The 19,211-nt window shown below is 63.4% G+C and carries 16 protein-coding genes; 10 read left to right on the forward strand and 6 right to left on the reverse strand.

Annotation, left to right across the window (positions count from 1 at the left end; genetic code table 11):
• Positions 1–137 precede the first annotated feature (137 nt).
• Positions 138–1,049 (reverse strand): TIGR01777 family oxidoreductase, encoded by a 912-nt coding sequence (locus VF515_05485; GenBank protein HEX7407088.1) that lies wholly within the window; start codon positions 1,047–1,049, stop codon positions 138–140.
• A gap of 110 nt (positions 1,050–1,159) precedes the next feature.
• Here VF515_05485 and VF515_05490 point away from each other — a divergent pair, with 110 nt between their 5' ends.
• The 6 genes from VF515_05490 (at position 1,160) to VF515_05515 (ending at position 9,036) form a co-directional block, all read left to right on the forward strand.
• On the forward strand, positions 1,160–3,820 hold the full coding sequence (locus tag VF515_05490) for a valine--tRNA ligase (GenBank protein HEX7407089.1): 2,661 nt from the start codon (positions 1,160–1,162) through the stop codon (positions 3,818–3,820).
• Positions 3,821–3,825: 5 nt separating this feature from the next.
• Positions 3,826–4,671: a carboxylating nicotinate-nucleotide diphosphorylase gene (nadC, locus tag VF515_05495; GenBank protein HEX7407090.1), complete on the forward strand. Its 846-nt coding sequence runs from the start codon at positions 3,826–3,828 to the stop codon at positions 4,669–4,671.
• A 97-nt stretch (positions 4,672–4,768) separates the two neighbouring features.
• Positions 4,769–5,584 carry a biotin--[acetyl-CoA-carboxylase] ligase gene (locus VF515_05500; protein ID HEX7407091.1) on the forward strand — a complete coding sequence of 272 codons (816 nt, stop codon included), beginning with the start codon at positions 4,769–4,771 and terminating at the stop codon, positions 5,582–5,584.
• 66 nt (positions 5,585–5,650) lie between these two features.
• Entirely contained in the window at positions 5,651–6,415 is a 765-nt protein-coding gene (locus VF515_05505) for a type III pantothenate kinase (GenBank protein ID HEX7407092.1), read from the forward strand.
• A gap of 12 nt (positions 6,416–6,427) precedes the next feature.
• Positions 6,428–8,512 carry an elongation factor G gene (gene fusA / locus VF515_05510; protein ID HEX7407093.1) on the forward strand — a complete coding sequence of 695 codons (2,085 nt, stop codon included), beginning with the start codon at positions 6,428–6,430 and terminating at the stop codon, positions 8,510–8,512.
• On the forward strand, positions 8,509–9,036 hold the full coding sequence (locus VF515_05515) for a hypothetical protein (protein HEX7407094.1): 528 nt from the start codon (positions 8,509–8,511) through the stop codon (positions 9,034–9,036). Before fusA ends, VF515_05515 begins: the two co-directional genes overlap by 4 nt.
• A 3-nt stretch (positions 9,037–9,039) precedes the next feature.
• Here the strand turns inward: VF515_05515 and VF515_05520 are convergent, their stop codons facing one another.
• Both VF515_05520 and VF515_05525 read right to left on the reverse strand, forming a co-directional pair.
• Entirely contained in the window at positions 9,040–11,289 is a 2,250-nt protein-coding gene (locus tag VF515_05520; protein HEX7407095.1) for an aconitate hydratase, read from the reverse strand.
• Between the two features lie 115 nt (positions 11,290–11,404).
• Positions 11,405–11,896: a VanZ family protein gene (locus VF515_05525; protein ID HEX7407096.1), complete on the reverse strand. Its 492-nt coding sequence runs from the start codon at positions 11,894–11,896 to the stop codon at positions 11,405–11,407.
• 78 nt (positions 11,897–11,974) lie between these two features.
• Between VF515_05525 and VF515_05530 the strand changes: the two genes are divergently transcribed.
• Positions 11,975–12,466, forward strand: a complete 492-nt coding sequence (locus VF515_05530) for a hypothetical protein (protein HEX7407097.1) — start codon at positions 11,975–11,977, stop codon at positions 12,464–12,466.
• On the opposite strand, the gene VF515_05535 is transcribed toward VF515_05530, so the two are convergent.
• Together VF515_05535 and npdG are read right to left on the reverse strand one after the other, a co-directional pair.
• Entirely contained in the window at positions 12,405–13,511 is a 1,107-nt protein-coding gene (locus tag VF515_05535; protein ID HEX7407098.1) for a response regulator, read from the reverse strand. The genes VF515_05530 and VF515_05535 overlap by 62 nt on opposite strands.
• 46 nt (positions 13,512–13,557) lie before the next feature.
• A complete protein-coding gene (gene npdG / locus VF515_05540) occupies positions 13,558–14,217 on the reverse strand; it encodes an NADPH-dependent F420 reductase (protein HEX7407099.1) in 660 nt (219 codons plus the stop codon).
• Between the two features lie 205 nt (positions 14,218–14,422).
• On the opposite strand from npdG, the gene VF515_05545 reads away from it, so the two are divergent.
• The gene (locus VF515_05545) at positions 14,423–16,978 is read left to right on the forward strand and encodes a bifunctional aconitate hydratase 2/2-methylisocitrate dehydratase (GenBank protein HEX7407100.1); all 2,556 of its coding nucleotides are present in this window, start codon (positions 14,423–14,425) and stop codon (positions 16,976–16,978) included.
• A 24-nt stretch (positions 16,979–17,002) separates the two neighbouring features.
• Here VF515_05545 and VF515_05550 read toward each other — a convergent pair whose 3' ends face one another.
• Entirely contained in the window at positions 17,003–17,491 is a 489-nt protein-coding gene (locus VF515_05550; protein ID HEX7407101.1) for a response regulator, read from the reverse strand.
• Positions 17,492–17,731: 240 nt separating this feature from the next.
• Here VF515_05550 and VF515_05555 point away from each other — a divergent pair, with 240 nt between their 5' ends.
• Together VF515_05555 and VF515_05560 are read left to right on the forward strand one after the other, a co-directional pair.
• The gene (locus VF515_05555; protein HEX7407102.1) at positions 17,732–18,100 is read left to right on the forward strand and encodes a protein kinase; all 369 of its coding nucleotides are present in this window, start codon (positions 17,732–17,734) and stop codon (positions 18,098–18,100) included.
• A gap of 547 nt (positions 18,101–18,647) precedes the next feature.
• The coding region (locus tag VF515_05560) for a hypothetical protein (GenBank protein HEX7407103.1) at positions 18,648–19,211 on the forward strand (564 nt) is incomplete at its 3' end.

The following is a 19,211-nucleotide window of genomic DNA, read 5'->3' on the forward strand; positions in this document are numbered from 1 at the left end:
GCGGTGATCGGCGCCTTACTGCTGAGCGCCATCAGCTTCGCGCTCAACCTCTTCGTCAACGATGCCGGCCACGTGCAATACCTTTACGTGGAACGGATCGATCACAGGTGAGCCACGGCGCAAGCCGGCCTGGATGCTTAGCACAGGTCGGCCAGCGCGCCCCGGATATCCGGATAGCGAAAGGTGAAGCCGAGCTGCGTGGCGGCGCGTGGCAGCGCCCGCTGGCTGGCGAGCAAGATCGCCGACATCTCCCCCAGGGTTAGGCGTAGGGCGAACGCGGGGACCGGCAGGATCACGGGCCGGTAGAGGACCTTGCCGAGGGCTGCCGTGAAGACCGCGTTGGTCACCGGCGCTGGCGCGACGCCGTTGATGGCTCCGGTGGCGTTCCCGTCACCAATCACGGAAACGAACAGACTGACGAGATCGTCCAGATGGATCCAACTCATCCATTGCCGCCCCGAGCCGAGACGGCCGCCGAGCCCGAGCCGGAACGGGAGCAGCATTTTTTGCAGCGCGCCGCCCTCCTTGCCAAGCACGACGCCGATACGCACCACGACGGTGCGCACGCCCAGCTTCTCGGCCGCGAAGGCCTCCTGCTCCCACGCCGTGCAGACCTCGGCAAGAAAGTCGTTCCCTGGCTGCGACTGCTCGTCCAGTTGCTCGTCGCCGCGGTCCCCGTAGTAGCCGATCGCCGAGGCCGAAATCAGGGCGCGTGGCCGTGCCTCGCTTGGCACGGTGGCGATAGCGCGGACGAGGGCGCGGGTGCCGCCGAGGCGCGAGTCGCGAATGGCCTGCTTGCGAGCGGGCGTCCACAGGTGGTCCGCCACGCCTTCGCCCGCCAGATGGACGACGGCGTCTGCCCCGCGGATCACCGCTGGGTCGGGACCCGCGGCGGGGTCCCACGGCTCGCAGGCGCACCGAGCCGGCAGCGCCGCGTGCGCCCGCTCCAGGTTACGAGTGAGCGCGACGATCTCATGCCCTTCGGCGATGAGCCGGCGGACAAGTGCCCGGCCGACAAACCCGGTTGCCCCCGTGATCACGACTTTCATCGGTTGCCCTGCCTTTCCGTTGCCCCTCCGGAGAGCGGAGACGCAGTTGCGAATGGGTCGCGATTCTTGTAGCCAAGATGAGTCTACCCGCACGATTTGTGTCGTAACATATGGCCGAACTCAATAAGACCTACGATCCCGCTGCCGTGGAAGACAAGTGGTACGGCTTCTGGGAACAACGAGGCTATTTCTGCGCCGACGAGACGCGGTCAGGACCTCGATTCTCCATCGTGATCCCACCGCCCAACGTCACCGGCGTGCTCACCATGGGGCACGTGCTCAACAATAGCCTGCAAGACGTCCTCGTGCGCTTCAAGCGTATGGACGGCCACGTGACCCTCTGGCTGCCCGGCACCGATCACGCCGGCATCGCCACACAGAACGTGGTCGAGAAGCAACTGGCGGCGGAGGGCCTCACGCGCCACGATCTCGGCCGCGAGCAGTTCGAGCAGCGCGTCTGGGCCTGGAAGGAACGCTACGGCAGCACCATTCTGCTGCAGCTGAAGAAACTCGGCTGCTCCTGCGACTGGCGGCGTGAACGCTTCACCATGGACCCTGGTCTGTCGCAGGCGGTGCGCGAGGTGTTCGTTCGCCTCTACGAGAAAGGCCTGATCTACCGCGGCCAGCGTATCATTCACTGGTGCCCGCGTTGCCAGACGGCGCTCTCCGATGAGGAAGCCATCACCACGGACGGCGGCGAGAGCGGCTCGCTCTGGTACATTCGCTATCCGGCGGAGGATGGTGGGCCGGGTGTGGTGGTAGCGACCACACGTCCGGAGACGATGCTCGGTGACACCGGCGTCGCCGTCAATCCGACGGATGCGCGCTATCGCGATTTGGTCGGCAAACGGGTGATCCTGCCGCTGATGGAACGACCCATTCCCGTGATCGCCGATACCCTCGTCGATCCGGCCTTTGGGACCGGAGCCGTCAAAGTCACACCGGCGCACGATGCCAACGACTTTGAGATGGGGCAGCGACACGGACTGCCTGCTGTGGTCATCATGGACACGGCCGGAACGGTCAACGAGAACGGCGGCGTCTACAAGAATCTCGATCGCTTCGCGGCACGCCAGCAGATCGTCGCCGATCTGGAGGCCCGCGACCTGTTGGTCAAGACCGAACCCTACCGCGTACCGGTGCGGCGCTGTGAGCGCTGCAGCACGTTGATCGAACCGTATCTGTCGCAGCAGTGGTTCGTGCGCATGGCGCCGCTGGCACAGCCCGCCCTTGCCGCCGTTCGCGACGGCAGCCTGCGGCTCTATCCGGAACGCTGGGTCGGCGTGTACGTGCACTGGATGGAGAACATCCGCGACTGGTGCATCAGTCGTCAGCTGTGGTGGGGGCATCGCATTCCGGTGTGGTACTGCGAGGCGTGCGGCAAGGAAACCGTGGCGCGCACCGATCCCACACAGTGCGCCGATTGCGGCAGCCCCAAGATCCGACAGGACGCCGACGTGCTCGACACCTGGTTCAGCTCTTGGCTGTGGCCCTTCTCGACCATGGGCTGGCCCGACGACTCGCCGACGCTGCGCCGCTTCTACCCCACGGACACCCTGATCACCGCCGCCGATATCATCTTCTTCTGGGTCGCGCGCATGGTGATGGCGGGCTACGAGTTCATGGGCGAGCGGCCGTTCAGCGAGGTGTGCTTCAACAGCATCGTGCGCGACCTGCAAGGCCGCAAGATGTCGAAGTCCCTCGGCAACTCGCCGGACCCGCTGGACGTGATTGCGAATTACGGCGCCGATGCGCTCCGCTTCACCATCGTCTCATTGGCGCCGCCGGGCGAAGACGTGCGCTACGCCGTCGAGAAGACCGATCTGGGCCGCCACTTCGCCAACAAGATCTGGAACGCGGCGCGCTTCGTGTTGATGAACGTGGACACCGATGTGGTGGCGCCGCTGGCGTCGCTCATACCAGACGCCCTCTCCCTGCCGGACCGCTGGATCCTCTCGCGCCTCCAGTCGGTCATCGCGGAAGTGCGAGCTGGTTTCGCGGCCTATCGCTTCAATGATGCGGCGCTGGCGCTGTACCAGTTCATCTGGCACGAGTACTGCGATTGGTACCTGGAGTTGAGCAAAGTTGCCTTGTCCGGGGATGACACCGCAGCCAAGCAGCGGGTGTGCGCCGTGCTCGTCCATGTCCTGGAGCACGCGCTGCGTCTGCTGCATCCGTTCATGCCCTTCGTCACGGAAGAGATCTGGCAGACGTTGCCGCTGGCCAAGACGACGGACAGCGTCATGGTGGCGCCCTATCCGCAGGCCGATGCCTCGCGGGGCGATGCGGCAGCGGAGGTCGCCGTCAACCAGCTCATCGAGGCGGTCCGCAGTGTCCGAAACATCCGCTCCGAACTGGGCATTCCCCCCAGTGCCTCGGTGGCCATTCGCGTCGCCGCCGACGGGCGCGGTGATCAGGTCATGGCGCTCGAGCCGTACATGAAGGTGCTGGCGCGCCTTCACACTGTCGAACTGCTCGGCGGCGGGCAACGCCCGGCCGGCGAACCGTCGGCGCTGGTCGAAGGACTGGGCGAAGTGTTCGTGACCTTGCGGGGCGTGGTCGATCCCCTCGAGGTGCGCAAACGTCTGGAACGCGATCTCGCCAAGATCGAGAAAGAGTTGGCCGGCGTGGAAGTCAAACTGAACCGCCCCGACTTCATCGACAAGGCGCCCGTGGAGATCGTGGAGAAGGAACGCCAGCGTGCCACCGGCCTGCGCCAGCGCCAGGGAACGCTGCAGCGGCACCTGGCCGCGTTGAGCGAGGAATCCTGAGGACCATGGATGTCTTCGATCTTGCCGCTGTAGATACGCTGGTGCGGACCGCGCTGGCGGAGGACGTTGGCGCGGGTGACCTCACCACACGGTTGACCGTCGCCAAGGAGACCCGGGCCCGCGCCGAAATTACGGCGAAGGAAACCGCCGTCGTTGCCGGCATTCCCTTGGTGCGCAAGGTGTGCGACGCCGCCGGGGGCGGCATCGACGTGCGTGAAGTCGTTGTGGACGGCACGCGCGTGACGGTTGGTGACGCACTCGCTGTTCTCAACGGACCGGCCCATAGGCTGCTGGCGACCGAACGCGTCATCCTGAATTTCCTGCAACACCTCTCCGGCATCGCGACATTGACCAACCGCTTTGTGGCCGCCCTCAGCGGCTGTGGCTGCCGCATCGTCGATACCCGCAAGACCATCCCGGGGCTGCGAACCTTGGAGAAGTATGCGGTGCGCGTCGGCGGCGGGTTCAACCATCGCCACCGCTTGGACGACGGCATTCTGATCAAGAACAACCACATCACGGCGGCCGGTGGGGTCAGCGCGGCGGTTGCGGCGGCGCACGTCGGCGCGCCGCACGGGTTGAAGGTCGAGGTGGAGTGCACGACGCTCGGCGAGGTCAATGAGGCGCTGACGGCCGGGGCCGAGATCATTCTGCTCGACAACATGGCGGTCGAGACGATCGTCGAAGCCGTGCGCCGCATTGCCGGCCGCGCGGTGGTGGAAGCCTCGGGCGGCATCGATCTGGACAATGTCCGCGCCGTCGCCGAGGCCGGGGTCGACATCATTTCCATCGGTGCCTTGACCCATTCGGCGCCCGCGATCGACATCCACATGACGCTGTTTCTGGAATGAGGGTGTAAACGATGTTCCCTCTTCTCCTGGCGCCTTTCCGTAGCGGCGCAGCATGCTGCGCCCCTGCAGCCGCAAAGGAGAGCGGAACGATGGCGGCATGACCCTTCCCTCCGTGCACCCCCCTCTGTCCATCGACGACCTCCGTGGCGCGCGCGCCGCGGCACGCATCGGATGCCATCTGCACTACTTCGAGAGCGTCGACTCCACCAACACCGTGGCGCACCAGCTGGCCCGCGGCGGCGCGGCCGACGGCACCGTCGTCCTCGCGGAAACGCAGACAAAGGGGCGGGGCCGGCTGGGACGGACGTGGGTGTCGCCGCCGTACCGCAACCTGTATCTCTCGGTCATTCTCCGCCCTGGCCTCCCGGTCTCCGACGCGCCGCCGATCGGCCTGGTGGCGGGACTGGCGGTTGCCGAAACCGTCCGCGAGTGGACGCCGCAGGTGGCGATCAAATGGCCGAACGATGTGCTGGTAGCCGGCCGAAAAGTCGCCGGGATTCTGTTGGAGATGGAAGCGGAGGATGGCCGCGTCCGTTTTGTTATCCTTGGTGTCGGCGTGAATCTGAACAGCGTGGCGGACGACTTCCCGCCCGATTTGCGAGACAAAGCGATCGGCTTGTGTACGGCGGTCGGGACACCAGTCGATCGCGGTGGGTTCGCTGCGCGCTTGCTGTCGCGACTGGAGGCACGCTACGAAGTTTTCTTGCGTGAAGGGTTTGCCGCCATCCAGCCATTGTGGGAAGGTCTCTCCTGTTTGACGGGACGCCACGTCCACATCGACGGGGGTGGGGAACGGCATGCAGGGGTCGTGACCGGCATCGGTGCCGACGCCACCTTGCGGCTGCGAGACACTGCCGGGCAGGAAATCCGAGTGGTCGCAGGCGATGTGACCGTGGTGGATGGTTATGCATAGAGGGGCAGCATGCAGCGTAGGGCGTAGAGGCGCAGTCTGCTGCGCCCCTACGATGGGCTGAGAGACATGTTTCTCGCGATCGACGTTGGAAACACGCAGACCGTACTTGGCGTCTACGAAGGCAAGGTGCTGCGCCACCACTGGCGTCTGCAGACCGAGAATGGCCGCACGGCCGATGAGTACGGCGTGCTGGTGCGGAGCCTCCTGGCGGGGGTCGGCAACCCGGGAATAGCCGGGATCGCCGTGGCCTGCGTGGTCCCGCCGATGAATCGTGTGATCGACGTCCTGTGTCAGCGGTACCTCGGTGCTTCACCGCTGTTCGTTGGACCCGGAGTGCGCACCGGCATGCCGATCCTGTACGACAAACCGCAGGAGGTCGGTGCCGACCGCATCGTCAACGCCATTGCCGCCTACGAACGCACCGGCGACACCACCATTGTCGTCGACTTTGGGACGGCGACGACGTTTGACTACGTCTCCGACAAGGGCGAGTACGTCGGCGGCATCATCGCGCCGGGACTCGGCATCTCGAGCGACGCGCTCTTTGCGCGTGCCGCCAAGCTGTACCGCGTCGAATTGGCCAAACCCAAACAGGTCGTCGGACGGAACACGACCCAGGCCATTCAGTCGGGCCTCATCTACGGCTACGTGGCGCTGGTCGACGGTCTGGTCGTGCGTATTCAGAAGGAGAACAAGGTGAAGGCGCGGGTCATTGCCACCGGCGGGTTTGCCCCGTTGCTCGCGCCCGAGTCGGAAACGATAGAAGAGGTGGATGAGTTCCTGACCTTGGACGGACTGCGCTTGATTTATGAACGGAATTCTCAGGACTGAACCGGAGGCATTATGGCTGATGATGTGAACTTGGTCCGTAGCATCGGTGTGGTCGGCCAGGGAGGCGTGGGGAAGACCTTCCTGGCGGACGCATTGCTCTTTGCGGCCGGCGCCGTGACGCGCGTGGGCCGCTCCGAGGACGGCAGCTCGAACTTCGACTTCGAGCCGGAGGAAATCCGGCGGAAGATCACGCTGAGCACGGCGTTCTATAGCCTGGCGTGGAAGAAACACGACTTCACCATCGCCGACATGCCCGGCTACGCCAATTTTCTCCTCGATACGTTGAACTGCATGCGCGCCTGCACCGGCCTCGTCTTTGTGCTGTCACCGGCCGCCGATGAACTGCGCGTCGAGGCGGAGAAAGTGTGGGCGCGAGCGGGCGAGCTGCACCTGCCGGTGGTCGCCTTCGTCAGTCGCATGGACCGTGAGCGAGCCGACTTCCAGGCTGGCGTGAACGACCTGAAGAAGGTCCTCGGCGCCAATCCGGTTGCCATCCAGTTGCCGATCGGTGCGGCAGAGAATTTCCGCGGGGTGGTCGACCTCATCAACATGCGGGCCTTGATGATACAGGCCGACGGCTCCCTCAAAGAGGAGGCGATTCCAGCCGACGTCAAAGCGGACGCGGAGAGGGCTCGCGAACGGATGGTGGAAACGACGGCAGAAGCGAACGATGCGTTGACGGAGAAGTACCTCGAGAACGGCACGCTCAGCAACGAAGACGTGGTGCAGGCGCTGCGCGAGGGCACGATAGCGCGCCGTTTTGTCCCGGTGCTGTGTGGCTCGGCGGCGAAATCGGCCAGCCTTCAGCCGCTGCTCGATGCCGCCGTCGACTACCTGGCATCGGCAGCTGACCTCGGCACATTGACCGGGGTAGATCCAAAGATCAAAGAACCGATCGAGCGGCGTCCAGAGGCGACCGAGGCCTTTTCCGCGTTTGTCTTCAAGACCATCGCCGATCCATTCGCGGGTAAGCTGTCCATCTTCCGTGTGCTGTCCGGCAAGGTTGCGGCCGACTCCACCGTGCTGAACGTCAACAAGGGCAACCGAGAGCGTTTGGGGCACATCTTCAAACTCGCGGGCAAGAAGCAGGTGCCGGTGTCGCATGCCATCCCCGGCGAGATTGTTGCCGTCGCCAAGCTCAAGGACACCGCCAGCGGCGATACCCTGGCCGATGAGAAAGCCCCGATCCTCTATCCGGGGTTGGTCCTCTCCCCACCGGCAATCTCGTTCGCGGTCGAGCCGAAGAGCAAGGGTGACGAGGAAAAGGCGACGCAGGCGCTGGCGCGCATGATGGAGGAAGACCCGTCACTGGAAATGCACCGCGATCCGCAAACCCGTGAGCTGATCCTTTCCGGCGTCGACCAACTCCACATCGAAGTGGTGATCGAGCGCCTGAAGCGGAAGTACAACGCCGAGGTCGAGCTCAAGGCGCCCAAGGTGCCGCACAAGGAAACCATCAAGGGGCGCGCCAAATCACAGGGCAAGCTGAAGAAGCAGTCTGGCGGCCGCGGCCAATATGGCGATGCCTGGCTCGAGGTGGAACCCTTGCCGCGCGGTACCGGCTTCGAGTTCGTCGACAAGATCGTCGGGGGCGTCGTGCCCAGACAGTACATCCCCGCGGTCGAGAAGGGCGTGCGCGAAGCGCTCGGCGAGGGCATCCTCGCTGGCTACCCGATCGTCGACGTGCGCGTGACCCTGTACGACGGCTCCTATCACGAGGTCGACTCGTCGGAAATGGCGTTCAAGATCGCCGCTTCCATGGGGTTCAGGGCGGCAATGAGCCAGGCCAAACCCATCTTGCTCGAACCCATCATGTCGATGGAAGTCGTCGTGCCCGATGACGCCATGGGCGACGTCATCGGCGACCTGAACAGCCGGCGCGGCAAGGTGCTCGGGGTGGATTCGAAGCCCGGCGGGCAAGTGATCCGCGCGCAAGTGCCGATGTCCGAGGTGCTCAAGTACTCGCCCGACCTCCGCTCCATGACCAGCGGCCGGGGCTCCTTCACCGTCGCATTTTCGCACTATGAGGAGCTCCCAGCGCACTTGGCGGAGCGCGCCATCAAGGAGGCTGAAGCCGCGAAGGCCGCGAAGGCATGACGCCAGAGGAACCCGAGATCCAAGCCATTGCCGAGAGCGTCGAGCGCGGCGACGACCCGTACATCGTGCCCGAGGAAATGCTGGTTGAACCGGAACCCGAGAAGCCGGTCAACAAGAGCCTCTATACGCAGATCGTCCACATGTCGGTGGGGGAGCGCGTCAAGTTGGCGCTCAAGGGTAACCGCGACGCCCGCCTCATTCTGATCCGCGACCCCAACCGCCTCATTCAGCGTTTCGTCCTGAAGAACCCGCGCATCACGGACGACGAGATCCTCGCGATCGCCCGCAACCGCAACCTCGATGCCGACCTGCTGCGACAAATCGCGGAACACAAGTCCTGGCTACGCAATTATCAGGTGAAGCTGGCGCTGGTGACCAATCCCAAGACCCCGTTGGTCAACGCCGTGCACTTCGTCAACGTATTGATGGAGCGCGACATCCGGCTGCTCGCCAAGAGCAAGAACGTGTCGGCCACCATCGCCAGTCAAGCGCGGCGGCTGTTGATGCAGAGAGACAAGGTGTGAGAGCTATTCGTCCCTCAGCAGATTCAGCGCCGCGCCGGCCTTGAACCAGGCGATCTGTTCGGCGCTGAAGCTGTGGCGGCAGCGGATGGTCTCGTCTTTGCCGTCGGCGTGATGGAGGAGGACCGTGAGCGGCTTGCCCGGGGCAAGGTCCTTCAGGCCGACGACGCTGATCCGGTCGGTTTCCTGCACCTTGTCGTAGTCTGCCGGGTTGTCGAAGGTGAGCGGCAGCATCCCTTGTTTTTTCAGATTGGTTTCATGGATGCGCGCGAAACTGCTCGCGATCACGGCTTTACCCCCGAGAAAACGCGGCTCCATGGCCGCATGCTCGCGACTCGAACCCTCGCCGTAATTCTCGTCGCCGACCACAACCCAGCTGAGCCCCTCGGACTTGTAGTGCCGCGCGATCTTCGGATAGGGCACGCCGGTCTCGCCGGTGAGCGCATCGCGCCCTTTTCCGGCCTCCCCGGTAAACGCATTGATGGCGCCGGTGAACATGTTGTCGCTGATTCTGTCGAGGTGACCGCGGTAGCGTAACCACGGCCCGGCCGGCGAGATGTGATCCGTCGTGCACTTCCCCTTTGCTTTGAGCAGGAGCGGCAGGCGTTCATAGTCTTTGCCGTCCCAGGCGGCAAACGGCTTCAGGAGCTGTAAGCGTTCACTGTCGGGTTTGACCTTCACCTCGATGGCGCTGCCATCAGCCGGCGGCTCGACGAAGCCGGCGTGACCTGGCGCAAAGCCCTTTGCCGGCAGCTCGGGGGCCTGCGGCGGCGCGAACTTGACGCGTTGGCCGTTGGCCCCGGTCAAGGTATCGGTCAAGGGGTTGAAGTCGAGGCGACCGGCCACACTCAAGGCGGTGACGATTTCCGGGCTGGCGATGAACGCCAGAGTTTCCGGGTTGGAGTCGTTACGGGCCGGGAAGTTGCGGTTGAAGGACGTGATGATGCTGTTCCGTTCGCCCTTCTTGATGTCGTCGCGCTGCCACTGCCCAATGCATGGGCCGCACGCGTTAGCGAGCACGGTGCCGCCGATCTGTTCGAGAATATGCATTTGCCCGTCCCGCTCGACGGTGTTGTGAATCTGATCCGAGCCCGGTGAGATCATGAACGCCACGCGCGCCTTGATACCGTGATCGAGCGCCTGCTTGGCGACGTGCGCCGCGCGGCCGATGTCCTCGTACGAGGAATTGGTGCAGCTGCCGATCAGCGCGACGCGGATGTCGAGCGGGTAGCCGTTTTTCCTGGCGTCGTCCGCGAGCTGCGAGATCGGCCGGGCGAGATCGGGCGTGTGCGGTCCGACGACGTGCGGCTCCAGCTTCGACAGGTCGATTTCGATGACCTCGTCATAGAACTTGGCGGGATCCTTCTCGACCGCGGCATCGGCGCCGAGTTCCCGCGCGTACTTTTCCGCCAATGCCGCCTGCTCCGCGCGGTTGGTGGCGCGCAGATAGGTTGCCATGCGTTCATCGAAGGGGAACACCGAGGTCGTCGCACCGAGTTCCGCTCCCATGTTGGTGATCGTGGCTTTCCCGGTGCAGCTGATCGAGCCGGTGCCGGAGCCGAAGTACTCGATGATCTTTCCGGTGCCGCCCTTCACCGTCAGGATGCCCGCCAGCTTCAAGATGACATCTTTGGGCGAGGTCCATCCGGAGAGACTACCGGTGAGACGTACGCCGATGAACTTGGGCATGCGTACGTTCCATGGCAGTCCCGCCATCACATCCGCGGCGTCGGCGCCGCCGACACCGATCGCCAGCATCCCGAGACCGCCGGCGTTGGGGGTGTGGGAATCCGTGCCGATCATCAGGCCGCCAGGAAAGGCGTAATTCTCCAAGATGACTTGGTGGATGATTCCCGATCCGGGGTTCCAGAAGCCGATGCCATACTTCTGCGCCGCCGACTTCAGGAACTGGTAGACCTCATTGTTCTCGGTGAGGGCGACTTGCATGTCCGATCCGGCGCCGGTGCGGGCACGGATGAGGTGGTCGCAATGCACCGTGCTCGGTACCGCGACCCGCCTGCGCCCGGCTTGCATGAATTGCAGCAGCGCCATCTGCGCCGTCGCGTCTTGCATGGCGACCCGGTCCGGCCGTAGATCGATCCACCCTTTGCCCCGCTCGATGTCGGCGGACTCGGGATGGTCGAGATGTGCGAACAGGATCTTCTCCGCCAGGGTGAGATCCCGCCCCAGGCGCTGGCGCATCGCCGCGGCTCTTTCTGCAAGCAACGCATAGAGTTCTTGGACAGTAGGGGTCATCGCATCCACTCCTTCGCAAACGGGGCTAGGGGCTGGTTGGAGACGTCAACCATTGCGCCTATTGTCCAGTCCGGCACGCTGTGTTCTGACGGCCTCTGGTGTTATGCGAGCCCGGTCACCGCAGCGACGCCAGACGGGCCAGCAGCACGTGACGGAGGTAAATGAGAGTTTGGCTGACAGCCGCGCCGAGTGAATCGATGCCGCTGTCGAACAGCGACGCTGTTCGGTTGGGAACGAAGGCTTGATGGGCCTCATCCGCCAGCGAGTATAGCACGGCCAGCCCCAGGGCTTGCAGCATCCACGACACACGCCAGCCTGGCGAGCGCCCACGGCGCAGCGCCCAGTATGCCAGGTTGCCGAGGATGAAGAATTCGGCAAAATGGGCGCTCTTACGGATCACCGTGTGCCAGAAGACGAACTCGGCAGCGGTGATGTGCGGAAACAAGTAACGCAGCAGGGGATCGATATAGCGGCTCGTGTTTTCCGCTGAGAACGGCTCAGTAGAGAGGAGCGAAATGAGGACCATCCAGACGAGGACCAGCCCCCAGTATGGTATGAGGCGAAGGACGAGAGGCTTGGGCAAGACCTCCCTTTTCTGATACTCCATGAATATTGCCTTCTAGTGTACTGATGCGCGACCGGTCCGGCAACTCCTCGGCGACAGTCTCGTAGGGCGTGTGTGGCCATGCAATTTCGTGCGGTACTGGGTCTGATCCTGCTCGCCATCGTTGGGGTGTCGGGATTCTGGCTGTGGAATCGTTTGGTCCGCAGTGTATTGGTGCCGTTGCCAGTGACTGCCACGGCAACGATGGCTCCGGAGATGCGCGTCACCGCCGGCATCACGGCCGCTGGGACGCCGCCGCCGCGGTCGCCTGCGGGGTATCGTCTTGCCGGCGTGGCCCTCGGCGAACCGGAATCGTTCGCTGTCGTCGAGGCGCCGAACGGAGCGACAGGGCTGTACCACCTGAACGATGAGGTTACCGGCCTCGGCCAGTTGATCCGCATTGAGGCGGAACGGGTCGTCGTACGTGGCGAGACTGGACAATTCGAACTCTGGCTGAGCCCGGCTGCCACGGCAACGCCAACGGTGCCGCGTCCGGCGAAGCCGCCCACCCCTACGGCGCGGTCCCAACTCCGGCCGCAGGCCGGTGGCACAGCTCCCGCACCAAGGTCTTGAGACGCTCCGGATCGACCGGTTTCTTGAACAGGACACCTTCAAGGCCCTCAAGTCGGCTACGCTTGATGACATGATCACGGTCGTAATAGTAGCCGGTCATGAGCAGCACCGGTGTCGTCCCGCGCCGTTTCACTTCCATGAATAAATCGTAACCATCCAAGTCCGGCATCACCACGTCGCTGACGACGAGGTCAACCGGGACGCGATCAAGGACCTTCACTGCTTGCAGGCCACCGCCGGCCATAATGACCTCGCAGCCCTCATCCGCCAGCAGGTCACGAATCGAGCGGCACACACCCAGGTCGTCATCAACCACCAGGACGCGCAAGCCCGTGAGCATGGGTTCCCCATGCCGGCTGGGACGCGGCCCCAGGTCGGTCATCTGGGTGCCAGCATGGTACTCGCGCGTACCATAATCCGCGCCCTTCGCCATCTCGACGAGGCGGTTGATGATGCGCTGAATCTTGTTGACCTCGCGGCGCACCGCTTCGATCCGCTCTTCCTCCACTATGGCGCGCTCGTCGGTGGCCGCGTCCTGCACGAAGTGATCCAGAAGCTCTGTTTGGTTGAGGATCACCTCCAGCGGGTTGTTGATCTCGTGACACACCGCCACCGCCACCTCTCCCAGTGTGGCCAGCCGATCTCGGCGCCGGATCTCGTGGATGTCCTTGGCGAATCCAATGGAGCCAATTTCCAAACCGGCGTCGTCGTAGAGAATCGACCCGGAAATGGCGACGGGCAGGCGTTGCCCCCAGCGATCGGCGAAGACGGTTTCAAAGTTCTTGACCTTGCCGGGACCACCCCAGTCGTCGCTGCGCATGGCTTCCATGACCCGTCGGGCTTCCTCGAGCGAGGGGTACACTCTCGACACATTCTCGCCCAAGATCTCCGCTGCCGAGTAGCCAAGGTTCTTCTCGGCGCCGTCGTTGTAAAAGACGATCGTCCCGGCCCGGTCGACGGCCACGACGATGTCAGGCGAACTTTCGATCAGTTGTTCGAGGTAATGCGTAGGAAACGGGAAGCTCGGACCAGAGTATGGCGACATGGGACGCGATCCTAGGTAGATCTTATCACGGCGCTTCGCCGCAAGCTCAGATGCCCGTGATTTTGATTCCCGCCCCTTTGACCTTGTGGCGCATGTTGATGCCGATGAGAACCGACGTCAACCCCTCGACGACGACGGCGTTTTGCAGCGGACCGGCATCGATGCCGCGCATACCCGCAGCCTCGGCCAAGGCAATGGCCTCGAGTTTGGCCGCTTTGTCGTCGCCGCAAACGAGCACGTCGCAATCGATGTGGCTTTCATCCTCGGCCAGATGAACCGTGCCCACATTCTGGAAGGCTGATACAACCCGCACCCCTTCACCGAGCAGGGCCTGCGCCTCTTGACCAGCAGAGCCACCGGGGGGGATGTTGACCTGACTGACCTTGGGCGGCTTGAGAGGGACAGTCACGTCAACCAGAATCTTACCTTGCAGCAAGTCACGCAGACCCATCAGGGTCGCCTCGTGGGCGCTGTAGGGGACGGTCAACACGCACAGGTCGGCCGCCTTGACGGCATCTTCGTTCGTCATGCCGGTGATCACGTCTCGGCCGAGTTTCTCGTTCAACTCCTGGGCGACCCGCTCCCCCTTTTCCAGCTGCCGAGAGCCAACAATGACCTTATACTTTCCGGAGTTCGCCCAGCGCAGGGCCAGTCCCGGGCCTTCGTTACCCGTGCCACCAAGCACTGCGACCGTCTTGCTCATCATCCGCGTGCGCCCTTCTTCATGATGGATACATGTTTCCTGACGACGCTTAGCCCTGCCTGAACGGAGAGTCAACGGCGATCAGGCTGATCGGAAAGCGCAGCGGCGCGCTACCCAAAGCCGGTGCGGTTGTCTTGGTGCCTGACTCTGGTTACAAGGAACCGTCAGAACCGCAGCTTATCTCAAACGAACTTTCCGGAGCGCGAAAATGATCGAGAATTACCAGAAGCACGTAGTCGAGCGGGGTGCCCAGGGCGTTCCGCCGCTTCCTCTTAACCCAGAGCAGACTGAACAACTGTGTGAGTTGCTCAAGTCACCCCCTGCGGGCCAGGAGCAGTTCGTTCTCGATCTGTTCGAGAACCGTGTGCCTCCCGGAGTTGATCCCGCTGCCAGGGTCAAAGCCGGCCTCCTCGGGCAGATTCTAAAGGGGACGGCTCGGAGCCCGCTGATTTCGAAGGTCGGCGCGGTCGAGATCCTGGGCGCCATGCTCGGTGGTTACAACGTCGAGCCTCTGATCGCAGCCCTTCAGGATGCCGACGTCGCGGAGGCCGCGCGCCAGGCGCTCTCCCACATCGTCCTGGTCTACGACGCCTTCAATGACGTCGAGAAGCTCGCCAAGACCAACGGGGCGGCAAAGAAGGTGCTCGCAGCATGGGCAGCGGCCGAGTGGTTCACCTCGCGGCCGGAGCTACCCGTCGAAATCACAGTGAAGGTTTTCAAAGTGGAGGGCGAGATCAACACCGACGATTTTTCACCCGCCAGCGATGCCTCGACGCGTCCCGACATTCCATTGCACGCGCTGGCGATGGGCCGAACGCGTTTCCCCGGCGGCATCGACACCATCGCCGAGTGGCGCCGGGCGGGGGCGCGCGTGGCCTTCGTGGGTGATGTGGTCGGCACCGGCTCGTCGCGCAAGTCGGCCTGCAACAGCGTCCTCTGGCACATCGGCGAAGACATTCCGGCGGTGCCCAACAAGCGCCGCGGCGGTGTGATCATCGGCGGGGTCATCGCGCCCATCTTCTTCAACACCACGGAGGACTCCGGCGGGCTTCCCCTCATCGCCGACGTGACCGGCCTCGGCATGGGTGACGAGATCACGATCAACACGCGGAAGGGTACGATCACGTCGGCGTCTGGGCAGGTGGTTTCGCGCTTCAAGATGAGCCCGAACACGCTCCCCGACGAGTTCCGCGCCGGAGGGCGCATTCCGCTGATCATCGGTCACGCGCTCACCGCTCGGGCGCGTGCGGCGCTCGGGTTGGGCGACACCGATGTCTTCCGCAACACCGAGAACCCCAAGCCCAAGCCCGGCCAAGGCTACACCCAGGCGCAGAAGATCGTGGGCAAGGCGGTCGGTCTCCCGGGCGTGCTGCCCGGAACCGCGTGCGAGCCCATGATGACCACGGTGCTGTCGCAGGATACGACGGGTCCGATGACGGCCGACGAACTCAAGGAACTCGCCTGCCTCCGGTTCCAGAGCCCGCTGTTCTTGCAGTCGTTCTGCCACACGGCGGCCTACCCCAAGCCGGCGGATGTGAAAATGCATCAGACGTTGCCGCCCTTTATCGTGGAACGCAAAGGCGTGCCGCTGCGGCCGGGCGATGGCGTCTGCCACAGCTGGGTGAACCGGCTGCTGGTGCCCGACACCGTGGGAACCGGTGGCGACTCGCACACCCGGTTCCCGATCGGCATCTCCTTCCCGGCGGGCTCCGGCCTGGTCGCCTTTGCCGGCGCGCTCGGCTTCATGCCGCTCGACATGCCCGAGTCGGTCCTGGTGCGCTTTTCCGGTGAGTTTCGCTCCGGCATCACCCTGCGCGACGCGGTCAACGCGATCCCGCTGTGGGCGATCAAGAAGGGCTTGCTGACGGTACCGAAGAAGAACAAGAAGAACGTCTTCAACGGCCGCATCGTCGAGATGGAGGGACTGCCGAACCTGACGGTGGAGCAGGGGTTCGAGCTCACCGACGCGGCCGCCGAGCGCTCGGCCGCCGCCGGCTGCATCCAGCTCTCCGAGGCGTCGGTCAAAACCTTCCTGCGTTCTAGCGTGGCTCTCATCCGGCGCATGATCGAGGACGGCTATCAGGACGCCGAGACCCTGAAGAAGCGGGCCCAGGCAATCGAGGCATGGCTGGCGCATCCCCAGCTGCTCAAGGCCGACGCCAAGGCGGAGTACGCGGCGGTGATCGGGATCGATCTCAGCGAGATCACCGAGCCGATCTTGGCCTGCCCCAACGATCCTGATGACGTCAAGGTGCTCTCCGAGGTGGCGGGGACGGCGATTCACGACGTGTTTATCGGCTCGTGCATGACCAACATCGGTCACTTCCGCGCCGCCGGCAAGATCTGGGCGGGCCGCAAACACAACCCCGCGACGCGCACGTACGTCTGTCCGCCAACGCGGATGGATCAGGCCAAACTCAAGAGCGAGGCCTACTTCGCGTCGTTCAACTCGATCGGGGCTCGCATCGAAATCCCCGGATGCTCCCTCTGCATGGGCAACCAGCTGCGCGTACCTGCTGGGATGACCGTCTTCTCCACGTCCACGCGCAACTTTGACAACCGCATGGGTGATGGGGCGAAGGTTTTCCTCGGCTCGGCGGAGCTGGGTGCGGTCACCGCGCTGATGGGCAAGCTGCCGACAGCGCAGGAGTACCTCGCCGAGTTCGAGGCCCGGGTCGCTCCGCACAAGCAAGAGGTGTACGAATACTTGCAGTTCGACGAAATGGATCGCTTCGACGCCATCTACAACCGGCGCGATCTCTGAACGGCGGGACTGGATCGCCGACCGTCAAGGGGATCGATCATCGGCGTCGCTGCGGCACGCGGCGTTGGTCGTGACAAATAGGCGCGCGACGGTCTTCACCAAGGTGTTGCGGTCGATCGGTTTGGAGAGAAACGCGTCGGCGCCGAGACGCTGGGCGAAGCGTTTCACCTCAGCCTCGGAACGTCCGGAGACCACGACGACCCGAGCCGGCCGCCGGGACGCTGGCAGAGTGGGGACCCAGCGGCCAGCCAAATGCCGCAACAGCTCCCATCCGTTCATCCCGGGCATCTGCAGATCGGTCACGACGAGATCAATGCGTTTCTCGGACAAGAGCGAGAGGGCCTTCACGCCGTCGTCCGCCACGTGTGCGGTCCATCCCTCTTGCCGGAACCACAAAGCAACCCGCTCGGCGGAGTCTACATCTCCATCAACAATGAGGGCTCGCCGGCCGACACCTCGCGGCGCGGCCCGCGGCCCGAGGCTTTTTGCTGGAGCACGAGGAGGTCTCTCCATGGGGGGACGCTCACCGCTTTTCTTATGCGCCCACCACGATGGCGCGTCAACACAGTCAACGGCGTTTCCCAGAGACGTCGACCGCGTATTCAGCCGCAAGCTGCGAGGGCAGCAACATTCTCGCCGTCTGCTTAAATTCCTGAAAAGAAAAGTGGAGCCGAATGGAGTCGAACCCTCGACCTCTAGAGTGCGATTCGCGGCAGGGGTGTCACGGGTGCCAACCACAGCCAAAACATACCGATGGATTCACTGGTTCTTGAACATCTGCGTGGGCACCCCAACATCCTCCAGCTCGTCGAAGGCGAGCAGTCTTTGAAAATTCCCGTGACCGGTCCCAACAACCTAAGCTGGCAGATATCAATGGCCTATTTTTCCACGGAATTAGCCGCTGGAAACCTGCGCCACTATATCTACTCCTTGCCCAATCCGCTTGATTCTCTTCTTCTCTTCCGCGAGGCGTGCAAGGGTGTCCAGCGTATTCATGCCCAGCGGGTAGTGCATCGAGACATCAAGCCGGACAACTGCCTTCTATTTCCGGGGCGCATCTTGAAGCTATCCGACTTCGGAACTGCGAAAAATTGCAGCGAGCCTCCACTCCTTCGTGGGTAAGCAGGTCAATGAGGTCGTTGTTCCGTTACGGAGCCGCCGGGTTTTCGACCTGGCGGCTCTCTTCGTCTCTAGTCGCGGCAGAATTGACTTCGGCGGTACCGAGAATCGGTGAGAAATCGGCCGGAGCACATGATTGAGAATCAAATGCGCCGGTCTAATCGATTGATAATGTGCAGTTAGTTGCGGCCTGTCCGTGTTTTGTCCGTGTCCATGCGTCCGGTGCTCAGAGAATCCGAGGGTATCGGGGTGCGGGCACCGGCGGTGAACGGGGGGCATGCTGCCGTTTTGGGGCTCTGCGCCGTACGCCCGCTGTGTCGCGCGAGTTTTTGAAAACCGACATCATTCCTTGCCGACTCCGTAACTATACGTAGATTGATTCGCGCCAGTTAATTGCCCCAACGGTGACAAACATCATAGATCGCTCACTCTCGTCATGCTGACATACGACCCGAAGTAGGCTATTGGCGTCCCAAGGTAGGTTGGTGTGCCGCCCGTCTGGAGATATCGGTGTAGCCAGATTTTACCGCCCTGACGCACGAATTGGCGGGTGCTGGAGAATGCGACCTTTGTGACGATTCTGACGATCCCGCGATGGATCTCTGATCGTCAAATTCAAGTTCCACAAGACTCGGCGATCGAACATGATTGGAGGAGTCTGATGCGGTTGCGTCTGGCGGTAGTAATGGTGGCTTTATTCCTTCTGGCGCAGGCGTTGCCAGCAGGAGCCTACTGCGGCAACGGCATCCTGGATTCGGATGAAGAGTGCGATACCGGTGGCTACTGCATCGGTGGTTCCAATGCTGGCGAGCACTGCACGTCCGAAGCGTTCTGCGGCCTCAGCGAGCTTGGCGTCTGCATCGGCGGCCTGAAACGGGAGGTTGCGTGTGCCACCGATGCGGCTTGCGGCGCTGGCGGGAAGTGCGTCCGTTGCGTTCCCGCCGGTAACAGTCCCATCGGTACTACGGGTCAGACTTGCGCCGCGAACTGCACGATTGAAACCAAGATCCACACCACTTTGGACCCGGCTAGCAGCGCCGTGTTGTACAGCATAGTGCTCGGCGGGTCCCTGCCTTTGAGTCTGTCGGGCACCCAGGATGTCCTTGTCGGCAAG

The sequence above is a fragment of the Candidatus Binatia bacterium genome, from assembly GCA_036382395.1.
GTDB lineage: Bacteria > Desulfobacterota > Binatia > HRBIN30 > HRBIN30 > JAGDMS01.

Coding starts and splice junctions, on each gene's coding strand:
- VF515_05485 (HEX7407088.1), bottom strand. CDS start 1,049: ATGAAAGTCGTGATCACGGGGGCAACCGGGTTTGTCGGCCGGGCACTT.
- VF515_05490 (HEX7407089.1), top strand. CDS start 1,160: ATGGCCGAACTCAATAAGACCTACGATCCCGCTGCCGTGGAAGACAAG.
- nadC (HEX7407090.1), top strand. CDS start 3,826: ATGGATGTCTTCGATCTTGCCGCTGTAGATACGCTGGTGCGGACCGCG.
- VF515_05500 (HEX7407091.1), top strand. CDS start 4,769: ATGACCCTTCCCTCCGTGCACCCCCCTCTGTCCATCGACGACCTCCGT.
- VF515_05505 (HEX7407092.1), top strand. CDS start 5,651: ATGTTTCTCGCGATCGACGTTGGAAACACGCAGACCGTACTTGGCGTC.
- fusA (HEX7407093.1), top strand. CDS start 6,428: ATGGCTGATGATGTGAACTTGGTCCGTAGCATCGGTGTGGTCGGCCAG.
- VF515_05515 (HEX7407094.1), top strand. CDS start 8,509: ATGACGCCAGAGGAACCCGAGATCCAAGCCATTGCCGAGAGCGTCGAG.
- VF515_05520 (HEX7407095.1), bottom strand. CDS start 11,289: ATGACCCCTACTGTCCAAGAACTCTATGCGTTGCTTGCAGAAAGAGCC.
- VF515_05525 (HEX7407096.1), bottom strand. CDS start 11,896: ATGGAGTATCAGAAAAGGGAGGTCTTGCCCAAGCCTCTCGTCCTTCGC.
- VF515_05530 (HEX7407097.1), top strand. CDS start 11,975: ATGCAATTTCGTGCGGTACTGGGTCTGATCCTGCTCGCCATCGTTGGG.
- VF515_05535 (HEX7407098.1), bottom strand. CDS start 13,511: ATGTCGCCATACTCTGGTCCGAGCTTCCCGTTTCCTACGCATTACCTC.
- npdG (HEX7407099.1), bottom strand. CDS start 14,217: ATGATGAGCAAGACGGTCGCAGTGCTTGGTGGCACGGGTAACGAAGGC.
- VF515_05545 (HEX7407100.1), top strand. CDS start 14,423: ATGATCGAGAATTACCAGAAGCACGTAGTCGAGCGGGGTGCCCAGGGC.
- VF515_05550 (HEX7407101.1), bottom strand. CDS start 17,491: ATGGAGAGACCTCCTCGTGCTCCAGCAAAAAGCCTCGGGCCGCGGGCC.
- VF515_05555 (HEX7407102.1), top strand. CDS start 17,732: ATGGATTCACTGGTTCTTGAACATCTGCGTGGGCACCCCAACATCCTC.